The sequence below is a fragment of the Streptomyces sp. sk2.1 genome (assembly GCF_008120935.1).
Lineage (GTDB): Bacteria > Actinomycetota > Actinomycetes > Streptomycetales > Streptomycetaceae > Streptomyces.
The window spans coordinates 413,647-433,820 of sequence record NZ_RDBO01000077.1 but is presented as its reverse complement, the minus strand read 5'-3'; the positions used below and the strand labels follow the sequence as shown (position 1 = coordinate 433,820).

17 protein-coding genes are annotated in these 20,174 nt (G+C 72.8%); 12 read left to right on the top strand and 5 right to left on the bottom strand.

Annotated features, from left to right (window positions below; translation table 11 throughout):
* Window positions 1-132: 132 nt before the first annotated feature.
* Entirely contained in the window at window positions 133-1,764 is a 1,632-nt protein-coding gene (locus EAO76_RS29335; protein ID WP_148838922.1) for an amidohydrolase family protein, read from the top strand.
* A gap of 16 nt (window positions 1,765-1,780) precedes the next feature.
* On the opposite strand, the gene EAO76_RS29330 is transcribed toward EAO76_RS29335, so the two are convergent.
* The gene (locus tag EAO76_RS29330; RefSeq protein ID WP_148840369.1) at window positions 1,781-2,629 is read right to left on the bottom strand and encodes a siderophore-interacting protein; all 849 of its coding nucleotides are present in this window, start codon (window positions 2,627-2,629) and stop codon (window positions 1,781-1,783) included.
* Between the two features lie 84 nt (window positions 2,630-2,713).
* Between EAO76_RS29330 and EAO76_RS29325 the strand changes: the two genes are divergently transcribed.
* A complete protein-coding gene (locus EAO76_RS29325) occupies window positions 2,714-3,535 on the top strand; it encodes a TetR/AcrR family transcriptional regulator (RefSeq protein ID WP_148838921.1) in 822 nt (273 codons plus the stop codon).
* Window positions 3,536-3,677: 142 nt separating this feature from the next.
* On the opposite strand, the gene EAO76_RS29320 is transcribed toward EAO76_RS29325, so the two are convergent.
* The gene (locus EAO76_RS29320) at window positions 3,678-4,538 is read right to left on the bottom strand and encodes a serine protease (RefSeq protein WP_148838920.1); all 861 of its coding nucleotides are present in this window, start codon (window positions 4,536-4,538) and stop codon (window positions 3,678-3,680) included.
* Window positions 4,539-4,714: 176 nt separating this feature from the next.
* Window positions 4,715-5,581 (bottom strand): AraC family transcriptional regulator, encoded by an 867-nt coding sequence (locus EAO76_RS29315; RefSeq protein ID WP_148838919.1) that lies wholly within the window; start codon window positions 5,579-5,581, stop codon window positions 4,715-4,717.
* Window positions 5,582-5,781: 200 nt separating this feature from the next.
* Here EAO76_RS29315 and EAO76_RS29310 point away from each other — a divergent pair, with 200 nt between their 5' ends.
* The 7 genes from EAO76_RS29310 (at window position 5,782) to EAO76_RS29280 (ending at window position 13,674) form a co-directional block, all read left to right on the top strand.
* Window positions 5,782-6,615, top strand: a complete 834-nt coding sequence (locus EAO76_RS29310; protein ID WP_148838918.1) for an arylamine N-acetyltransferase — start codon at window positions 5,782-5,784, stop codon at window positions 6,613-6,615.
* Window positions 6,616-6,889: 274 nt separating this feature from the next.
* The gene (locus tag EAO76_RS29305) at window positions 6,890-8,101 is read left to right on the top strand and encodes a pyridoxal phosphate-dependent aminotransferase (protein ID WP_148838917.1); all 1,212 of its coding nucleotides are present in this window, start codon (window positions 6,890-6,892) and stop codon (window positions 8,099-8,101) included.
* 151 nt (window positions 8,102-8,252) lie between these two features.
* On the top strand, window positions 8,253-8,654 hold the full coding sequence (locus EAO76_RS29300) for a hypothetical protein (protein WP_148838916.1): 402 nt from the start codon (window positions 8,253-8,255) through the stop codon (window positions 8,652-8,654).
* 261 nt (window positions 8,655-8,915) lie between these two features.
* Window positions 8,916-10,019: a substrate-binding domain-containing protein gene (locus EAO76_RS29295; protein ID WP_187438830.1), complete on the top strand. Its 1,104-nt coding sequence runs from the start codon at window positions 8,916-8,918 to the stop codon at window positions 10,017-10,019.
* Between the two features lie 91 nt (window positions 10,020-10,110).
* Window positions 10,111-11,343: a toxic anion resistance protein gene (locus EAO76_RS29290; protein WP_148838914.1), complete on the top strand. Its 1,233-nt coding sequence runs from the start codon at window positions 10,111-10,113 to the stop codon at window positions 11,341-11,343.
* Complete coding sequence (locus EAO76_RS29285; protein ID WP_187438829.1) at window positions 11,340-12,980, top strand: substrate-binding and VWA domain-containing protein; 1,641 nt, start codon at window positions 11,340-11,342, stop codon at window positions 12,978-12,980. The genes EAO76_RS29290 and EAO76_RS29285 overlap by 4 nt, the downstream gene beginning before the upstream one ends.
* Before the next feature lie 103 nt (window positions 12,981-13,083).
* The gene (locus EAO76_RS29280; RefSeq protein ID WP_148840367.1) at window positions 13,084-13,674 is read left to right on the top strand and encodes a hypothetical protein; all 591 of its coding nucleotides are present in this window, start codon (window positions 13,084-13,086) and stop codon (window positions 13,672-13,674) included.
* Window positions 13,675-13,706: 32 nt separating this feature from the next.
* On the opposite strand, the gene EAO76_RS29275 is transcribed toward EAO76_RS29280, so the two are convergent.
* Window positions 13,707-15,446 carry an Ig-like domain repeat protein gene (locus tag EAO76_RS29275; RefSeq protein ID WP_262375821.1) on the bottom strand — a complete coding sequence of 580 codons (1,740 nt, stop codon included), beginning with the start codon at window positions 15,444-15,446 and terminating at the stop codon, window positions 13,707-13,709.
* A 285-nt stretch (window positions 15,447-15,731) separates the two neighbouring features.
* Entirely contained in the window at window positions 15,732-17,555 is a 1,824-nt protein-coding gene (locus tag EAO76_RS29270) for a phosphoenolpyruvate carboxykinase (GTP) (protein WP_148838913.1), read from the bottom strand.
* 212 nt (window positions 17,556-17,767) lie between these two features.
* Between EAO76_RS29270 and EAO76_RS29265 the strand changes: the two genes are divergently transcribed.
* The 3 genes from EAO76_RS29265 (at window position 17,768) to EAO76_RS29255 (ending at window position 20,022) form a co-directional block, all read left to right on the top strand.
* Window positions 17,768-18,478, top strand: a complete 711-nt coding sequence (locus EAO76_RS29265) for a hemolysin III family protein (protein ID WP_148838912.1) — start codon at window positions 17,768-17,770, stop codon at window positions 18,476-18,478.
* 311 nt (window positions 18,479-18,789) lie between these two features.
* A complete protein-coding gene (locus EAO76_RS29260; RefSeq protein ID WP_148838911.1) occupies window positions 18,790-19,110 on the top strand; it encodes a hypothetical protein in 321 nt (106 codons plus the stop codon).
* Between the two features lie 279 nt (window positions 19,111-19,389).
* Window positions 19,390-20,022: a TetR/AcrR family transcriptional regulator gene (locus EAO76_RS29255; RefSeq protein WP_148838910.1), complete on the top strand. Its 633-nt coding sequence runs from the start codon at window positions 19,390-19,392 to the stop codon at window positions 20,020-20,022.
* Window positions 20,023-20,174 lie beyond the last annotated feature (152 nt).

Sequence of the window (20,174 nt, the reverse complement as noted above, 5' to 3'; positions counted from 1 at the left end):
GCCCGGGGCGGGGCCCCCGAACGTCGGAGGGACTGGATTCCTCCGTTCCTCGATCCCCGGAGAGGCCGGGATCCACGCCCCGCTCCCCGAACGCCGGAGGGCAGGGTTTCGCCAGTCGTCAGGAGCCGATCCATGGATCTCGTGATCCGCAACGCCCACGTCGTCGACGGCACCGGCGGTCCCGGCCGCCGGGCCGACGTGGCCATCGCCGACGGCCGGATCGCCGGGATCCACCCCGAGGGCGCCCCCGGCCCGCGCCCCGCCGCCCGCCGCGTCCTCGACGCCGACGGGCTCGCGCTCTCCCCCGGCTTCGTCGACATGCACGCGCACAGCGACCTCGCGCTGCTCCGCGACCCGGACCACGGCGCAAAGGCCGCGCAGGGCGTCACCCTCGAAGTCCTCGGCCAGGACGGGCTGTCGTACGCGCCGGTGGACGACCGGACACTCGCCGAGGTCCGGCGCTCCATCGCCGGCTGGAACGGCGACGGCGACGACGTCGACTTCGACTGGCGCACGGTCGGCGAGTACCTCGACCGGCTGGACCGCGGCCCCGACGGCCAAGGCATCGCGGTCAACGCCGCCTACCTGATCCCGCAGGGCACGGTCCGGATGTACGCGATGGGCTGGGAGGACCGCCCCGCCACCGGCGCCGAACTGGCCCGGATGAGGGAACTCGTCGCCCGGGGCATGGCGGAGGGCGCGGTCGGCATGTCCTCCGGCCTCACGTACACCCCCGGCATGTACGCGGACGACGCCGAACTCACCGAACTGTGCCGGGTGGTGGCCGAGTACGGCGGCTACTACTGCCCGCACCACCGCTCGTACGGGGCGGGCGCGCTCGAGGCGTACGAGGAGATGGTGCGGCTCACCCGGAACGCGGGCTGCGCCCTCCATCTCGCCCACGCCACCATGAACTTCGGGGTGAACGAGGGCCGGGCGCCCGAACTGCTCGCCCTGCTCGACGACGCGCTCGACGCGGGCGCGGACATCTCCCTCGACACCTACCCGTACACCCCCGGCTGCACGACCCTCGTCGCGATGCTGCCGAGCTGGGCGGGCGAGGGCGGGCCGGACGCGGTGCTCGCCCGCCTCACGGACGACACGACGGCCGAGCGAGTCCGGCACCACCTGGAGGTGGTGGGCTCGGACGGCTGCCACGGGGTGCCGATCGAGTGGGACACCATCGAGATCTCGGGCGTCGGCGCGCCCTCCCTCGCCGACCACGTCGGGCGCACGGTCGCCGAGTCCGCCCGGCTGCGCGGCGAGGCCCCCTGGACGACCGCCCGCAGGCTGCTCGTCGAGGACCGGCTCGGCTCGACGATCCTCCAGCACGTGGGCCACGAGGAGAACGTGCGGCAGATCATGCGCCACCGGGTGCACACCGGCGGCAGCGACGGCATCCTCCGGGGCGACAAGCCGCACCCGCGCGCCTACGGCACGTTCCCGCAGTACCTCGGCCGGTACGTCAGGGAGTTGGGCGTCCTCACCCTGGAGGAGTGCGTCGCCCACCTCACCTCGCGCCCGGCGAGGCGGCTGCGGCTGACCGACCGCGGGTACGTCCGCGAGGGCTACCGGGCCGACCTGGTGCTCTTCGACCCGGCGACGGTGGCGGCGGGCTCGACCTACGAGGAGCCGCGCACCCTGCCGGTCGGCATCCCGCACGTACTGATCGACGGCCGGTTCGTCATCGAGGACGGCCGCCGCACCCAGGTCCTCGCGGGCCGGGCCGTACGGGGAGCGGGGCGCACCCGGAACACCCCGTGAGGCCCCTCCCCTCCGTCTACTCCGCCGCCTGCTCCGCCGCCCGTTCCCTCGCCCAGGCCAGGTCCTCCTCGGTCGGGGCGTCGTCCTGGGTGAGGCTGCGGCGCCAGTAGCCGCTGAACTCCACGGCCCCGCGGTCCATCCCGCGCTCCTCGACCAGGTGGCGGCGCAGGGCCCGTACCGTCGACGCCTCGCCGGCCAGCCACGCGGCCCCTGACCCGGCGGGCAGCGGGGTGGCCCGCACCGCGTCCACCAGCGACCCGCCCCGGTCCCGGTGCACCCACCGGACGCCCACGTCGCCGGGCGAGTCGAGCGGCAGCTCCTCCGCCGCGTCGGCCACCTCGGCCCGGACCAGCGCCCGCATTCCCGCCGGCAGGGCCTCCAGGATCGTCCCGATCGCGGGCAGCGCCGTCTCGTCCCCGGCCAGCAGCAGCCAGTCGGCGGCGGGCAGCGGGCGGGCGTACGCGGACGACGGGCCGACCATGCCGAGCACGTCGCCGGGGCGGGCGCGCCGGCCCCAGCGAGCGGCCGGGCCCTCCTCGCCGTGGAGCACGAAGTCGACCGCCATCAGGCCGGAGCCGGGGTCGTACCCGCGGACGGTGAAGCTCCGCATCAGCGGACGTCCGGGCTCCGGGATCGCCAGGTACGCCTCGTACCAGCGCATGCCGTACGCGTCGTCGGCGTCCGGCTCCGGAAGCCGGGGGACGTCCTGCCCCTCCCTCGGGAAGCAGAGCTTCATCTGCTGGTCCGGCCGGTCCTCCATGAGCCCGGCCAACGCGTCCCCGGTGAAGGTGACGCGTGCCGTGCGCGGGGTGACCCGCTCCACGCCCACGACCCGTACGTACGACACCGCCAACGCCTGCCCCATCGCGGATCCCACCCTCTCCAACTGATACCTTACGCCGTAAGGAATTACTCGGAGGAAGTTACTTTACGGCGTAAGGAGTCGCAAGTGGTGGTCTTTGCCGGGCAGGGCGACGCCCGCCGGTCGATGTCCCTGCTGTGGCGCGCGGACCGGCCGGAGGAGCGGGACCGGCGCCCCGGCCCCCGGCCCGCGCTGAGCGTCGACGCGATCGTGGCCGCCGCCGTCGCCGTCGCGGACGAGAAGGGCATGGACGCGCTCTCGATGCGCGCGGTGGGCGAGCGGCTGGGCCGTACGGCGATGGCGCTCTACACCTACGTCCCCGGCAAGGACGAGCTGCTGGACCTGATGTACGACGCCGTCCACGCCGAACTGCCCACCCGCTACCCGGACACCGGCGACTGGCGCGCGGGGCTCACCGACTGGGCGCGGGACACCCTCGAATTCCAGCTGCGCCACCCCTGGGTGCTCCGGGTCTCCCAGGCCCGCCCGGTCCTCGGCCCGCACGAGTACGCGGGACTGGACACCCTGGTGCGCCTGCTGAACGGGACCGGACTCGACCCGGCCGTGCTGCGGCGGCTGGTCGGGACGCTGTCCCACTTCGTCCGGGGCTGCGCCGGGACGGTCGCCGAGGCGCGGCAGGCCGCGGCGGCGACGGGCGAGCCGGACGAGGAGTGGTGGTTCGCCCGCTCGGCGCTGCTGGGCGAGGTGGCGCCCGACTTCGCGGAGCGCTACCCGAGCCTGAGCGCGATGGAGGCCGCCTCCGTCCCGCAGCCCCCGGACCCGTCCGCGGACCCGTCCTCGGCGGATGTGCCGCACCTGGAGCGCGAGGCGCGGAGGACGTTCGAGGCGGGGCTCGGCGTACTGCTGGACGGGATCGAGGCGGCGGTCCGCCGCGCCGGGGCGCGCTGAGAGCCTGCCGGGTGGCCTCCGAGCGGGACGGACGCGAGCCGTGCGGGCGCACGGAGACGCGACCGCCGCGACACCCTCGGGCATCGCGGCGGTCGCACGGGTGCGTTCACGCGCGGGCGGTCACGCCCGGACGTTCACCCGTTCACGGCTTGGGCAGCTCGCATCCCGGCCGGTCGAGGTCGAACTTGTTGCCGACGCCGATGCACGGCACGAGACCGTAGGTCTGCTGGGCGTAGTTGATGCCCTCGCGCACCGTCACGTCACCGTTCTCGTCGACCTCGCACGGGTTGTTGTCCGCGCACTCCAGGCCGTCCTCGTTGCCGGTGTTGTTGACGGCGACGACCTTGCCGGTCGCGTTGTCGATCACCGGGGAGCCGGACGTGCCGCCGATGGTCTGGCAGGCGGAGGTGTAGCGGACCGAGTCCTTCCAGGTCCACGCCCCCTCCTTGAGGCGGTAGACGAAGCCGTCGACGTTGCAGGCGTACGTGCGCTTCCAGTAGCCGGACACGACCGTGATCGCGGTGCCCTCGACCGGGTGAGCGGCGTTGAGCTCCAGCGCCTTGATGCCGTAGGTGCTCTCGATCTGGGCGTAGGTGCGGGTGAGTTGGTACACCGATATGTCGGTGTCGGTCATCGTCCCGTACGAGATCTTGCTCGCGCGCAGGGTGCCGACGCCGCTGCCCGAGGCGTTCAGCAGGGTGAAGCTCCGGGTGGACGGCTGGTCGACCACGACCTCGCCCGGCCCGGGGAATCCCGTCTCCATGCAGTGCCCGTTGGAGAGCACGAGCGCGGGATCGTCGGGCTGGGAGTCGGGCGTGCGGACGACGGAGCCGGAACAGTTGCTCAGTGCCACGGTTCCGGCGAAGTTGACCGCCTTGGGCCTGACCTTCTCCTTGACCGCGCCGGGCGACGTCGCTTCATGGGCGGTGGCCGCGGTCGCAGGTGCGACACCCGCTCCGAGGAGCAGAACGGCGAACAGCGCACCGACGAGAGGCTTTTTCATGTGGGGCCCCCTCCAGGCGTATGTGCAGGGTCCGAATGGCCCCTGCAACCGAAGTTCCTTCGGTTTTGACATGCGCATGTTTGCGTACTGGAGGGGGCCCCACAAGGGGCGGTTTCAAGCCGTCCTGGAACCGCCGGGTCCGGCCCCGGGAACGGCGCCGGCCTCCGGTCCCGGCCTCAGGAGGCGGTCGGCTCCACCGGTATCCAGAGTTCCGCCTCGGCCCGCGCACCGTCCGGCGAGAGCCTGGTGCGCAGGATCTCGGGGCCGGTCCGGCTCCGGTACGGGTTGGACGGGAACCACTGGGTGAACACGTCCCGCCACAGGTACTGGAGCGCCTGCGGGAAGGGGCCGGAGTTCTCGAACACGGCCCAGGACCCCGCCGGGACCACCAGCGCGTCCAGGTCGTCGGGCACCTCCGCGCCGGTCACCACGCCGTGGTAGTAGTCGAGTTCGGTCCCCTCCGCCCGGCTCTCGTCGAGCTTGTCGCTCACCCCGACGATGCCTTCCGGCTGCTGGTCGGACAGGGCCGCGATGCGCCCCGTCGTCTCCTTGCCGATGCCCCGGATGAACTCGGCGATGGCCGGATTCATCCCCTCGTGCACCAACGGGACCCGTGCCCTCTTGCCGACCACACGGAACTCCCCCTTCTCCACGATCCGGTACTGCATGCTGCTGCTCCCCTCGACCACGAGGCGGAAGGACATCCGGGGCTGCGAGCGCAGTGCCGCACCGGCCCGCCGGGCCTCGCCCGGACCGACGCCGTGCATGGCCCGGAACGCCCGCGCGAACGCCTCCCCCGAGGAGTAGCCGTACCGGACGGCGATCTCCAGCAGCGTCCGCTCCCCCGTGAGCACCTCGGCCCCCGCGAGCGTCAGCCGCCTGCGCCGTACGTACTCCGACAGCGGCATCCCGGCCAGCGCGGAGAACATCCGCCGGAAGTGGTACTCCGACGTCATGGCGATCCGCGCCAGCTCGGTCACCTCGATCCGCCGGTCGAGACGGTCCTCGATGTGTTCCATGGCCTGGTTCAGCTTCTCCAGCACCCCGGACTCCTTCCCTTGCGAGTCACCACGCTAGGAACGGCACACCCGCTCCGACCCGACATCCTGTGCCCGGCGCGGTCGGGTCGGGCACGGGGGGCGGACCTCCGGTCCCGGCGACCGGGACCGGGGACCCGGGGACCAGGGCCCCTCCGCCCCGGGACGGAGGCGGTCGGCCGCCCCCGCTGCGTACCGTCGGGGGCATGACTTCCGACCGCGAGCGCCTGTCCGACCTCGACGCCTACCTCGACCGCATCGGCTGGAGCGGGACGCGCGAGCCGACCGCGGAGGTGCTGCGCTCCGTGCACCGCGCCCACGCCCTGGGCATCCCCTTCGAGAACCTGGACCCGGTCCTCGGCAGCGCGCCCTCGCTCGCGATCGCCGACCTGGAGGCGAAGCTCGTGCGCGGCCGGCGCGGCGGGTACTGCTACGAGCACAACACCCTGTTCGCCGCCGCGCTGACCACGCTCGGGTTCCACGTCACCCGGCTGTGCGCGCGGGTCGTGGTGGGAGCCCGGCCCGGGGACGTCCGGCCGCGCACCCACATGCTGATGGCGGTACGGATACCGGGCGGGCCCACCCCGTACCTGGCCGATGTCGGCTTCGGCTCCTCCGGCTCGCTGCTGGAGCCGATCCCGCTGGTCGCGGGCGCCGAGGTGCACGACGCGCCGCGCCGCCACCGGCTCGCGACCGTCCCGCACGACGGACCGCTGGAACTGTGGGAGCTGCGGACGCACACCGCCGACGGGACCTGGCAGCCGCAGTACGCCTTCACCCTGGAGCCCTTCGAGGCGCCGGACTACGAAGTCATCAACTGGCACATCGCGACCAACCCGCGCTCCCCCTTCTCGTCCGGCGTGTACGCCCAGCGCACCGTCCCGGGCGCGCACCTGTCGCTCACCGGCCGCACGTTCGTGGCCGCGGCCGACGACGGCGGCCGCGAGGAGCGCGAGCTGGCGGACGGCGACGAGGTGCTGCGGGTGCTGGCCACCGAGTTCGACATCCACCTGCCCCCGGACACCCGACTGCCGGAGTGAGGACCGGGGCCGGGGCGGCGGAGGCCACCGCCGCACCGGTCCGCCTCCCCTTCCCCGCTCCCGCCACGTGGCCCATCTCACCCGTCCGTGTTCGTCACGTCCCCGTTCCACCCCATTCGAAGCCCCGTCCCCGCTCCCGCCCGGCGTTCCCACGGTCCGGGGCGGGGGGACGCATGGCTATGGAAGACGCGTCCGGCGGTCCGGACCACCCGGGTGGGGCATCCCGGCGGAGAAGCCCCGGCGGCGCGCGGGGCGCGGTCGTAAGCTCCCGGACATGCAGGTCATCCAGTCCACGAAGCTCGCCAACGTCTGTTACGAAATCCGGGGCCCCGTCCTGGAGGAAGCGATGCGGCTGGAGGCAGCCGGTCACCGCATCCTCAAGCTGAACACCGGCAACCCCGCCGCGTTCGGTTTCGAGTGCCCGCCCGAGATCCTCGAGGACATCCTGCGCAACCTCGCCGGGGCGCACGGCTACGGCGACGCGAAGGGCCTGCTGTCCGCGCGGCGGGCGGTGGTGCAGCACTACCAGACCAAGGGCATCGACCTCGACGTCGAGGACGTCTACCTGGGCAACGGCGTGTCCGAGCTGATCCAGATGTCGATGCAGGCGCTGCTCGACGACGGCGACGAGGTGCTCGTACCCGCCCCGGACTATCCGCTGTGGACCGCCTCGGTGTCGCTGGCCGGCGGCACGGCCGTGCACTACCGGTGCGACGAGCAGTCCGACTGGATGCCGGACCTCGCCGACATCGAGCGGAAGATCACCGACCGCACCAAGGCGCTGGTGATCATCAACCCGAACAACCCGACGGGCGCGGTGTACGACGAGGAGATGCTGCGCGGGCTGACCGAGATCGCCCGGCGTCACAACCTGGTCGTCTGCTCCGACGAGATCTACGACCGGATCCTGTACGACGGCGCGGTCCACGTCCCGACCGCGACCATCGCCCCCGATCTGATGGTGCTCACCTTCAACGGGCTCTCCAAGAACTACCGGGTGGCCGGCTACCGGTCGGGCTGGCTGGCCGTCTGCGGCCCGAAGGCGCACGCCTCCTCGTACATCGAGGGGCTGACGATCCTCGCCAACATGCGGCTCTGCGCCAACATGCCCTCGCAGCACGCCGTGGCCACCGCGCTCGGCGGGCGGCAGTCGATCGACGACCTGGTGCTGCCGGGCGGGCGGATGCTGGAGCAGCGCGACACCGCGTACGACCTGCTGACCCGGATCCCGGGCGTGACCTGCGTGAAGCCGAAAGGGGCCCTGTACCTCTTCCCGCGCCTGGACCCCAAGGTCTACAAGATCAAGGACGACCGGCAGATGGTCCTCGACCTGCTGCGGGCCGAGAAGATCATGGTGGTGCACGGCACCGGGTTCAACTGGCCGGAGCCCGATCACTTCCGGGTCGTGACGCTGCCCTCGACCGAGGACCTGACGGACGCGGTCAACCGGATCGCCCACTTCCTGGACGGGTACGGCCAGCCCTGACGACCGGCTCCGGGGCCCGGTCGGTGCCGGGGCCCGGTCAGTGCCGGGGCCCGGTCAGTGCCGGGGCATGGACGTTTTCTGGATCGATCGTAGACAACTTTAGACTTAATCCAATGTAGGATGGTCCCACAGCAACACCAGGAGGCCATCCATGTACGAACCGATCCGCACCAAATCGGTCCACACACCGGCCGACCACGCCGCCGACTTCCCGCACCGTTCCCGCGAGGAGGAGCTGGACATCCAGCTCGCCGGGCACCTGTCCGCGCTCCTCGCGGTCACCGACGAGCTGGGCCTCGGCGAGGCGGGCGACCGCATCGCCGAACAGGTCGCCAGGCTGCGCGGCGCACCGCCCGCCCGGCACGCCGGTCGGACCGAGGCGTCCGCACCCGCGCTGCACCGCCGCGCCCACGCCCTCGCGGGCCGTGCGCTGGTGGTGGCCGCGTCCCGCGCCGACACCGCCGCGGCGATCCTCGCGGCCGAGCGCATGGACGCCCACGCGGCGGCCGTCGCCGCACCCGCCGCCACCACGCGGCTGGTCGGCGCCCACTGACGGCCCCGGTCCGCGCGCCATCGAGGCGCGTGGACCGGGCGCCACCCGCCCCGCGTACGCCGGAGCCGCGCCACATCTTCCGGAACCCGTACGCCGGAGCCCGTACCGTCGGAACCCGCGCCACGCGTCCCGCGACGCCCCCGTCCCCGTACGCCGCGCGGCGTCCCCGCCCCGTACGCCGGAGTCGTCCGCTCCCGTTCCGCCCCCGTTGCGTACTGGGATACTCACTTCACCTGCCGTCCACCCAACTCCGCCTGGAATGTGGGGTTCCGGGAGCACGCTTCAGGCGTGAGACGCATCGTGGGAATCGTCCTGGCGGTGCTGCTGATCGGCGGAGTGGCAGCAGCCGTCGCAGCAGGACGCGCCGGCAAGGACACGAGCACGGCAACGAAGACCGTGCGTGGAGTGATCGGGTCGGAGAAGGCCGAGTTCTTCGCCGATCCCGACGTGGTGAAGGCCCTCGCCGCCAAGGGGCTCACCGTCAAGGCGGAGACGTCCGGGTCATGGGCCATGGACCAGTTCCCCCTCAAGGGTTACGACTTCGCCTTTCCCGGCTCGAAGGCCCCGGCCGACGAGCTCCAGCGCGAGTCCCCCGTCAAGGGCGGACCGATCAGGCCGTTCTACTCGCCGCTCGTCGTCGTCGCGCACCGCGCCGCCGCCCAGGTGCTGGCGGACAACGGACTCGCGACCCTGGGCGGGAAGTCCAGCGGCAAACTGCTCATGGAGCCGTACCTCGACGCCGCGCGGACGGACCGGACCTGGCAACAGCTCAAGGGCGCCGACCAGCACGCCGAGCTGTCCGGGACGGTGTTCATCACCAGCACCGACCCCGTCTCGTCCAACTCCGGCGCGCTCTACCTCGCCGCCGCCTCCTACGTCGCCGACGGCGGCCGGGTCGCCGCGGACGAGGCCGCGGTCGACCGCACCGCTCCCCTCCTGAAGAAGCTGATCCGGGTCCAGGGCGCGCAGCAGACCAGCACCGACGCCCCGTTCCGCGACTTCATCAGCGGGGTCGGCAACCCGCTCGTCCTGGTCTACGAGTCGCAGGTCGCCTCGTTGTTGATGCAGGGTCAGGAGACCGGTGACCTGGTGCTCCTCTACCCCGACACCACCGTGTCCAGCGACCACACCCTCGTACCGCTGACCGGCACCGGACGGCGGCTCGGCCAGCTGCTCTCCACCGATCCGCGCCTGCGCGAGCTGGCCGTGCGGCACGGCTTCCGGCCCCAGGGCGCCGCGGCCGAGTTCACCGCCGCCACCGCCGGCCACACCGACCACATCGACCAGAAGCTGACCGGCGTCCGTCAGGCGCCCGTGCCCACCGCCACGGTGCTGCGCGCGATGGCCCGACGGACCCACGGCTGAGCGTCCGCCGGGCGGCCGTGCCCGACCGGCGGCCACCCGGCGGACTCCGCCCCGTACGCCTTCCTGTCCTCCCGTTCCTGGAGACCCGCTCATGGCCGAAGAACCGCAACCGCTCACCCTCGCCCCGCCCGGCGACGCCCCGCCGCTCGTCCTCACCCCGCCGGAACCGGTCGCCCCGGTCCGCACCGAGCAGGCCGCCGGTCTCGTGCCGGTCGACGAGTCGGTGCGCGCGGAGATGACCCGCCGCGCCGCCGAGTACGTCGGCGGCCTCGCCGGCCTGGACGCCCGGTCGCCCGAATTCACCACCCGGATCGGGGAGATCGCCGCCCTGGGACAGGGCGACATCCGCAGCGCCGCCCAGCAGTCCAACCGGATGCTGGACCGCACCGTCCGCTCGCTGTCCGCGTCCGGAAAGGGCGCCGGGAGCGGCTCCGGGGGCGGCGACGCCCAGGCCCGGGTCGGCTCCTCCCTCGTCGAGCTGCGCCGCACCGTCGAGGACCTCGACCCGCGCGACGCCCCCGCCAGGGGTGCGCGCCGGCTGCTGTCCCGGCTGCCGGGCGGCAACCGGCTCCGCGACCACGTCGCCAAGTACGCGTCGGCCCAGTCCACCCTGAACCGGATCGTGGGCTCGCTGCGCGGCGGCCAGGACGAACTGCGCCGCGACAACGCCGCCCTGCACACCGAGCGCACCCGGCTCTGGGAGACCATGGGCAAGCTCCAGGAGTACGTGGTCCTCACCGAGGCGCTGGACGACGCCGTCGAGCAGCGCGTCGCCGCGGCCACCGACCCCGCGCAGGCGGACGCGCTCCGCGCCGACGTCCTCTTCCCCGTGCGGCAGAAGCACCAGGACCTGCTGACCCAGCTCGCGGTCTGCGCCCAGGGCTACCTCGCGATGGACGTGGTGCGCCGCAACAACGACGAGCTCATCAGGGGCGTCGACCGGGCCGCGACCACCACCGTCTCCGCCCTGCGGATCGCCGTGATGCTGGCCTCGGCGCTGGAGAGCCAGCGCAGGGTGACCGAGCAGGTCCAGGTGCTGCGCTCCACGACCGAGGACCTGATCCGCGGCAACGCGGAGATGCTCGCCGGGCAGAGCGGCGAGATCCAGCGCATCGCCGCCGACCCGGCGGTGGGGGCGGAGACGCTGCGCACCGCGTTCCAGCAGATCTACCGGACGCTCGACGCCATCGACACGTACAAGGTGCAGGCCACCGAGTCGATGGCCGCGACCGTGGAGTCGCTGACCGCCGAACTCCAGCAGGCCGGCGCCCACTTGGAGCGCAGCCGGTCGGCCGGGGTGCTGGAGGGCGGTGGTCCCGCATGACGAACCGCCCCCGCAGAAGGCTGCGGAGACTGAGACGCCGGGTGACCCGTTCGCTCGTCGCGCTGCTGTCAGCCGCCGTGCTCGCCCCCCTCGCCGCGTGCTCCGCGTCGGACCCCGGTGCGTCCGGCTCGTCCGGCGGGTCCGGCCGGGACGACGGCCGGCCCCGGGCCGGCACGCTGCGGGTCCTCGCCTCCAGTGAACTCTCCGACATGGAGCCGCTGTTGGCGAAGGCCCGGCAGGCCACCGGGATCACCGTGCGCCCCACCTGGACCGGCACGCTGGACGCCGTCGAGCGGCTCGCCTCCGGGAAGGCGGACGGGGCGTACGACGCGGTGTGGCTGTCGTCCAACGACTATCTGCGGCTGCGCCCGGAGGCGGCGCGGCGCATCACGTCGGAGACCCCGCTGATGACGTCGCCGGTCGCGCTCGGGGTCCGTCCGGCGACCGTGGAGCGACTGGGCTGGCGGCCCTCGGAGGTGACCTGGTCGCAGGTGCACCGGGCGGTCGCCGAGGGCCGGCTGACGTACGGGATGACCGACCCGGCCCGTTCCAACTCCGGTTTCTCCGCGCTCGTCTCGGTCGCCTCCGGGCTCTCCGGCGCCCAGTCCGCGCTGACCGACGCCGATGTGCGCGGCGCGAGCGGGAAGCTGAAGGAGTTCTTCGGCGGGCAGCGGCTGACGTCCGGTTCCTCGGGCTGGCTGGCCACCGCGTACACCCGGCGCGGCAACGTCGACGCGCTGATCAACTACGAGTCCGTGCTGCTGTCCCTGAACCGCGACAGCCGCACCGGGCTGACCGTGATCCGCCCCCGCGACGGGGTGGTGACGGCCGACTACCCGCTCAGCACGCTCGCCGAGGCCTCCCCCGACGCGAAGGACGCGGTGCGCGCCCTGACGGCGTACTTCCGCACCCCCGACGCGCAGCGGCGGCTGACCCGGGAGACCTTCCGGCGCCCGGTCGTGCCCTCGGTGCGGCCCGCGGCGCCGCTCGCCGCCGACGCGCGGCGCGAACTGCCCTTCCCCGGCTCGCGGTCGGTGGCCGACGGGCTGCTCCACGGTTACGAGAACAAGCTGCGGCGCCCCTCGCGCACCGTGTACGTGCTGGACACCTCCGGCTCGATGAAGGGGGACCGGCTGAAGCGGCTGAAGGCGGCGCTGACCGGGCTGACCGGGGACTTCCGGGAGCGGGAGGAGGTCACGCTGCTGCCGTTCGGCTCGTCGGTGAAGCAGGTGCGCACGCACACCGTCGACCCGGCCGACCCGCGGCGCGGAACGGCCGCGATCGAGGCGGACACCGCCGCGCTGACGGCGGGCGGCGAGACGGCGATCTATTCGAGCCTGAAGTCGGCGTACGAGCGGATCGGCGGCGGCAGCGAGTCGGCGTTCACCTCGATCGTGCTGATGACGGACGGCGAGAACACGACGGGCGACACGGCCGGGGGGTTCGCCTCCTACTACCGGTCGCTGCCGGCCGCGCACCGGGTCACGCCGGTCTTCCCGATCGTCTTCGGCGACTCGGACCGCGGCGAGCTGGACCGGATCGCCGAGCTGACCGGTGGCCGGCTCTTCGACGCGACCGAGGACCGGGGACCGGGTTCCCTGGACGGGGCCTTCGAGGAGATCCGTGGCTACCAGTAGATCCCGTGGCTCCCGGCGCGGCCCGGACGGGCCCTCCGGCGGTTCGGGCGGCAGGTCGTCCGGCCGGGGCGGGTCCTTTGGCGGCGGGCCGGCGAACCGGGTGCTGGCCTATGTCGAGTCGCGGAAGAACCTCGCCGGGAGCGCCTGCGGGATCGCCGGTCTCGTCCTCACCTTCACCGGGCTCGCGGGGACGTACTGGCCGGTGGTGGTCGCCGGGCTGTACGGGGCGGGCGCCCTGATCGCCCCGCCCGAACGGCCGCCCGCCCCGGAGTTCCCGGACGCCTCGTCGCGCCTGGACGCGCTGCGGGACGACTTCGGGACGCTGCGGGCCTACCTGGACGAGGTGGACCTGCCGCCCGCCGCGTCCGGCCGGCTCGCCGAGCTGACGGAGCTCCTCGACGGGCTGCTCGCCCCCGGCTGGGTGTCCGAGGCCCTGGCCGCCGACCCGGAGGGCGTCCACGCCCTGTCCCGCACCGTGCACCAGGACATTCCGGAGTCGGTCGACACCTTCGTGCGGACCCGTTGGTGGACGCGGATCACACCCGGTACGGAGCCGCCCGAACGCCATCTGGAACAGCAGCTGACGCTGCTGCACCGGGAGGCGGAGGCGCTCGCGGCCGGGCTGCGGGAGGCGGAGGCGCGGCGGCAGCAGATCCACACCCGTTATCTGGAGGACCGGGGCCGGAACGGGTAGCGCCCGTTCCGGCCCCGGGGCCGCGGCTGCCGTCAGCGGCGGACCCGTACCGTCGCCGACGCCGTCGATCCGCTGTGCAGGTCGTCGCCCGCGTAGCCGATCTCGTACGTCACCTCCCCGGTGGCCCGGGGCAGGTCGCTGACGGTGAAGGTGCCGTCGGCGGCGACGGCGGCCGAGGTCAGCGTGCCGGTGCCCTTCCGGTCGGTGCGCACCACGGACAGCGTGATCCCGGCGGGCAGCGCCCTGCCCTGCCCGGTCAGGGTGCCGGTGATGGTCAGGCCCGCGCTCTTGGTCGCCTCCGCCGGGGCCCGGAGCGCGAGGGCGGTCGGGGCCTTGTCGACGGTGACGGCGAGCGTGACGTCCTCGGCCGGGCGGTGGGTGACGTCACCGGTGAAGGAGACGGTGTAGGTGGCGTCGCCGACCAGGGACGGGACGTCGAGGACGGTGAACGAGCCGTCGGCCTCGACCTCGGCGGCGGCGAGCCTGCGGTCGCCGTTCGCGTCGTGCCGCACCGCCGTCACCCTGACCGGTTCGGCGGGGGCGGGGCCGTCCAGCTCCAGCCGGCCCCTGATCCCGACCGGTTCGCCGACGACGGGCCGGCCCGGAGCGGTGGAGAGGCCGCCGGTGAAGCGGGAGTCGTACTGGGCGGCCGGGGGCTGGATGACGTGCAGCCAGTACTCGGTGCCGGAGGCGTTGGTGGTGACGGCGAACAGCCGCGAGCCGTCCTTCGACCAGCCGAGCCCGCGCGGCACCACCCGGTCGCCGTCGAGCGCGCCCTCGAAGGCGAACTCCAGCGGGGCCCGGCCGGACGCCGGGTCGGCGGGCTGGACCAACAGGTCGGGGGTGCTCCCGGTCGCGGCGGCGCCCCGGGCGATGTACGTGCCGTCGCCGCTGAACGCGACCGCGGACGCCTTGGCCCCCTCGGGCAGCGGCTGGTACGGGACGGGCGCGTCGGACAGGTCGGCGGCCTCCAGGAGCCGGGTGCCGTACGCGGCGTCGGCGACCGCGATCCGCCGCCCGTCGGGGGACTGCGCCACGTCCTTCATGTCGAGGCCGCCCTGTCCCTGAGCGTCGGCGAAGCGGCGTTCCGGACCGCGCACCAGGGTGTCGCCGCTCGCGTCGAGCGTGGTGACGAAGGGGTTGGTCTCGGTGGCGGTGCGGGTCTGCGCCATCACGATCCGGTCCGGGACCTCGGGGCCGCTGGTCAGCCGCAGCCTGCTCGCCGCGTTCCACCCGGTGCTGACGGACATGGTGCCCGACACGCCGTACAGGGCGTTCCAGTTGTTGGCGCAGTCGGTGCCGTTGTACGGCGTCTCGGCGTGCCACTGCTTGCCCCCGGCGAAGGCCACGTCGCGCGGGCAGGTCGGGGCGGTCGCGGTGGAGACGGCGCCGGTGCGCTGCCAGGTGACCGTGTCGTAGGCGACGATGCCGGAGGTGTACGAGACGTAGAGCGTCCCGCTGTCCGCGCTCAGCGCCATCCCGGAGGTGACGGGCCCGATGGACAGGGACCCGGTCCGCTGGCCCTGGAAGTTGTAGATGTGGACCTGGCTGGTGGACCGGTCCTGGCCGTCCGTCACGTAGACCCGCTCGTGCACGGAGTCGACGACCATCGCCGCGTACGAGGAGATCGGCAGCTTGGCCACGTTGTCGCCGGGCACGGTGCCGTCGGCCGCGCGGGCGGCCGTTGGTGCGACCGCGGTGAGGCCCGCGGTGCCGAGGGTCAGCGCGGCGAGCGTCGCCGCGATGCGTACATGGTGCCGGTTCTTGCTCAACCGATTCCCCCACAGGCTCTGTTGGCCTCCGGCCGACCGAGCCGGAGGCGATGTGAAGGAACATCGAAGCGTTGTGGAGGTTGTGTGCGCAAGCCTTGGGCGATCTTCGGATGTTCACCGCGAAACGCCGGAAAAGGGGGCGGCCCCCGGAACCGTGAGGGAGTTCCGGGGGCCGTACCGCGGCCGGGCTGGTGAGACCCCACAGGTCAGGGCGGATGTCCGGGACCCGGTCGCGGGGCGTGCGGGGCGCACCCGCGCGGGGTGCGCCCCGGGAGCCTGTCGGGATCAGCCCAGGCGCTGGACCAGCGCGCGGTACTCGTCCCACAGCTCCTTCGGCGTGTGGTCGCCGAAGGTGTTGAGGTGCTCGGGCACCAGCGACGCCTCCTCGCGCCAGATCTCCTTGTCGACGTCGAGCAGGAAGTCCAGGTCGGCGTCGGAGAGGTCCAGGCCGTCGGTGTCCAGCGAGCCCTTGGCCGGCAGGATGCCGATCGGCGTCTCGACGCCCTCGGCCGCGCCGTCCAGGCGCTCGACGATCCACTTCAGGACGCGGCTGTTCTCGCCGAAGCCGGGCCACACGAACTTGCCCGCGTCGTTCTTGCGGAACCAGTTCACGTAGTAGATCTTCGGGAGCTTGGCCTGGTCCTTGTCGGCACCGACCTTGATCCAGTGGTTCATGTAGTCGCCCATGTTGTAGCCGCAGAACGGCAGCATGGCGAACGGGTCGCGGCGCAGCTCGCCGACCTTGCCCTCGGCGGCGGCGGTCTTCTCGGAGGCGACGTTGGCCCCGAGGAAGACGCCGTGCTGCCAGGTGAAGGACTCGGTGACCAGCGGCACGGCGGAGGCGCGGCGGCCGCCGAAGAGGATCGCCGAGATCGGCACGCCCTTCGGGTCCTCCCACTCGGGCGCGATGATCGGGCACTGTCCGGCCGGGACGGTGAAGCGGGCGTTGGGGTGGGCGGCCGGGGTGTCGGACGCGGGCGTCCAGTCGTTGCCCTTCCAGTCGGTGAGGTGGGCCGGAGCGGTCTCCGTCATGCCCTCCCACCAGACGTCGCCGTCGTCGGTGAGCGCCACGTTGGTGAAGACGGAGTTGCCCCACATGGTCTTCATCGCGTTGGCGTTGGTGTGCTCGCCGGTGCCGGGCGCGACGCCGAAGAAGCCGGCCTCGGGGTTGATCGCGTAGAGGCGGCCGTCCTCGCCGAACCGCATCCAGGCGATGTCGTCGCCGATGGTCTCCACGGTCCAGCCGGGGATCGTCGGCTCCAGCATGGCGAGGTTGGTCTTGCCGCAGGCGCTCGGGAACGCGGCGGCGACATACTTGGCCTCGCCCTGCGGCGGGGTGAGCTTGAGGATCAGCATGTGCTCGGCGAGCCAGCCCTCGTCACGCGCCATGACGGAGGCGATGCGCAGCGCGTAGCACTTCTTGCCGAGCAGGGCGTTGCCGCCGTAGCCGGAGCCGTAGGACCAGATCTCGCGGTCCTCGGGGAAGTGCGAGATGTACTTGGTGGAGTTGCACGGCCACGGGACGTCCTCCTGGCCCTCCTCCAACGGGGCACCCAGGGTGTGGACGGCCTTGACGAAGAAGCCGTCGGAACCGAGCTCGTCCAGCACGGCCTGGCCCATGCGGGTCATGGTGCGCATGGAGACGGCGACGTACGCGGAGTCGGTGATCTCGACGCCGATCGCGGAGAGCGGGGAACCGACGGGGCCCATGCAGAAGGGCACGACGTACATGGTGCGACCACGCATGGAACCGCGGAAGACACCGTTCTCACCGGTGAAGATCTCCCGCATCTCGGCGGGGGCCTTCCAGTGGTTCGTCGGACCGGCGTCCTCCTCCTTCTCGGAGCAGATGAACGTACGGTCCTCGACGCGGGCGACGTCGGTCGGGTCGGACGCGGCGTAGTAGGAGTTCGGGCGCTTCGTCCCGTCCAGCTTCGTGAAGGTGCCCTTGGCCACGAGCTCCCCGCACAGGCGCTCGTACTCGGCCTCGGAACCGTCGCACCAGACCACCCGGTCCGGCTCGGTGATCGCCGCGATCTCGTTCACCCAGGAGACGAGCTCCTGGTGCTGGGTGGGGGCAGTGGGGGGAGCCGCGATGTCGCGCGCCACGATCGCTCCTTGTTGAGGGTGTCTGTTTGGTAGTTGCCCCGTGGGGGCTGCGACCCGGATGCTTCGACCCCTTCGAATCTCGTTGGCGCTCATCCGGTGCCGACCGCACTCATTTGATCATCCGACCGTTTCGCCCATATGTCCAGGGGGCTTCACACGTGAGCATTGCCACTCGCATCCGTTACCTACGGTCGCGTAGGTACGATGCGGGAATGACTGCCGCCGCCGCGCCCGAGCCCACCGGGCTGGAACCAGCCGAGTCCCTCCCTCTTCCGGCGAATGCCCTTCCGGCGAAACCGCGGATGCGCGGCTGGCTGCACGCCGGGATGTTCCCCGCCGTGATCGTCGCGGGGATCGCCCTGATCGCGTTCACGGACAGCGCCCGGGGCCGGATCGCCTGCGGTGTCTACACGCTGACCGCGTGCCTGCTGTTCGGGATCAGCGCGCTCTACCACCGGGGCACCTGGGGGCCGCGCGGCGAGGCGGTGCTCCGCCGGCTCGACCACGCCAACATCTTCCTGATCATCGCGGGCACCTACACCCCGCTGACCCTGCTCCTGCTGCCCGAGTCCACCGGCACCCCGCTGCTGTGGGCGGTCTGGGCGGCCGCGGCGGCCGGGATCGCCTTCCGGGTGTTCTGGGTCGGCGCCCCGCGCTGGCTCTACACGCCCTGCTACATCGCCATGGGCTGGGCCGCGGTCTTCTTCCTGCCGGACTTCCTGCGGACCGGCGGGATCGCCGTGCTGGTGCTGGTCGTCGTCGGCGGCCTGCTCTACAGCGCGGGCGGCGTCATCTACGGCATCAAGCGGCCCAACCCCTCCCCGCGCTGGTTCGGCTTCCACGAGGTCTTCCACTCGCTGACCCTGGCCGCCTTCGTGGTGCATTACGTCGGCATCTCGCTGGTGGCCTACAACCACGGCTGAGCGGCGTCCCCGAGCCGAAGCAGGACGGCCGTCACCGGGGCGGACCGTTGTCACATCGGGGCGGACCGTTGTCACATCGGGGCGGACCGTTGTCACCAGGACTTCCGGACAGGGCACGCGGGGCTGGAAGCCGTGCCCGAACCCGTGATCCGTGACGTTCTGCAGCGGTGGACCGGTCGGTGGAACGCCGTCCCGTGGTGCGGCTCCTCGGCAGCCACCCGGGACTCGTCGGATGCCCGTTTCCGCAACCCGCTTCGACGACCCGGCGTCCAACTCCATGACGGACGGCTGCCGATCACCCGGGAGAGCACGTGACGAAGAAGGCCCAGAGGACGGACGCGGCGAGGGAGAAGGACCGCGAGAAGTGGATGGCGCGTTTCCAGGTGCGGCTGGCCATGCAGCCGGGCGTGGACCGGGCAGTCGTGCTCCAGGCGGTCAAGGAGGTCACCACCCACTGCGCGGACACGGGAGAGCACCCGCGGACCGCCTTCGGCGACCCGGACGCCCACGCCGTGCAGACCGCCGCGCGGCTGGTGCCGGCAGACCGGGCGGCGCGCGCGAGGCAGCACAACGCCGTGGTGGACACGCTCGACTCCGTGCTCAGGAGGGTCGGGGACGTCACCGGTGCGTGACCGGTCGAAACGTCCGTCATGGCCCGGCGCACGGGCCCTGACACGGCCTCGGTCCGCCGGGGCCGCTGGGCGGATCGGGCGATCGGCGGAGCGCCTGAGCCGGTGGCACCGGTCTCGCGTTGCGCGCTGCCGGTGACGGACAGCGCACCGCCCCGGTGACGACCATCGTGCTCCCCCGGTCGAAGCCACAGGTCAGCCGGTGCCTCGGGGGACACCTGTCGTGCTTCGGCCCGGTCCCGACCGGTGCCGGCGGCCCGCCGATGCCCGACAATGACGACCATGGCCGCCACCTCCCGTCCCCCTTCCGTTTCCGCCCCGGGAACGCCGCCGCAGCTGGGACTGCGCGAGCGGAAGAAGCTCCGGACCCGGATCGCGATCCGGCACGCCGCCTGCCGGCTGATCGCCGAGCAGGGGTACGAGGCGACGACGGTCGAGCAGATCGCGGAGGCGGCCGAGGTGTCGCCCAGCACCGTCTTCCGGTACTTCCCGGCCAAGGAGGACATCGTCCTCGCCGACGAGTACGGCCCGGTCCTGGAGGCCGCCCTGCTCCACCGCCCGGCCGGTGAACCGCCGCTGCAGTCGCTCCGGCACGTCCTGACGGAGATGTTCGCGGCGATCCTGGCGACCGAGGAGGAGGAGATCCGCCAGCGCGCCCGGCTGATCGTGGAGGTCCCCGCGGTCCGGGCCCGGATGACGGAGAGCATGTCGGACACGGCCGGAACCCTGGCCGCCGCCCTCGCCGCCCGGGCCGGCCGCGCCCCCGACGACCTGACGGTCCGGGTGTCCGTCGCGGCGGTCCTGGGCGCGCTGCGCGAGGTGACGCTGTACTGGTGCGAGCACGACCGGGAGGGCGACCTCGTCGCGATGATCGGCCGGGCGCTGGACGACCTGGAGAACGGCCTGCCGCTGTGACACCGTGACCGCGCCCCGCAGCACCGCAAGCCCCCGGGACCCGCAGGACCGCAGGACCGCAGGAAAATCGACCACACAGGCCCCGCGGCGCCCCGCCGCCCCGCCGGCTCTCCAGCCCTCCGGCTCTCCAGCCCTCCGGCCCGTCGACCTGC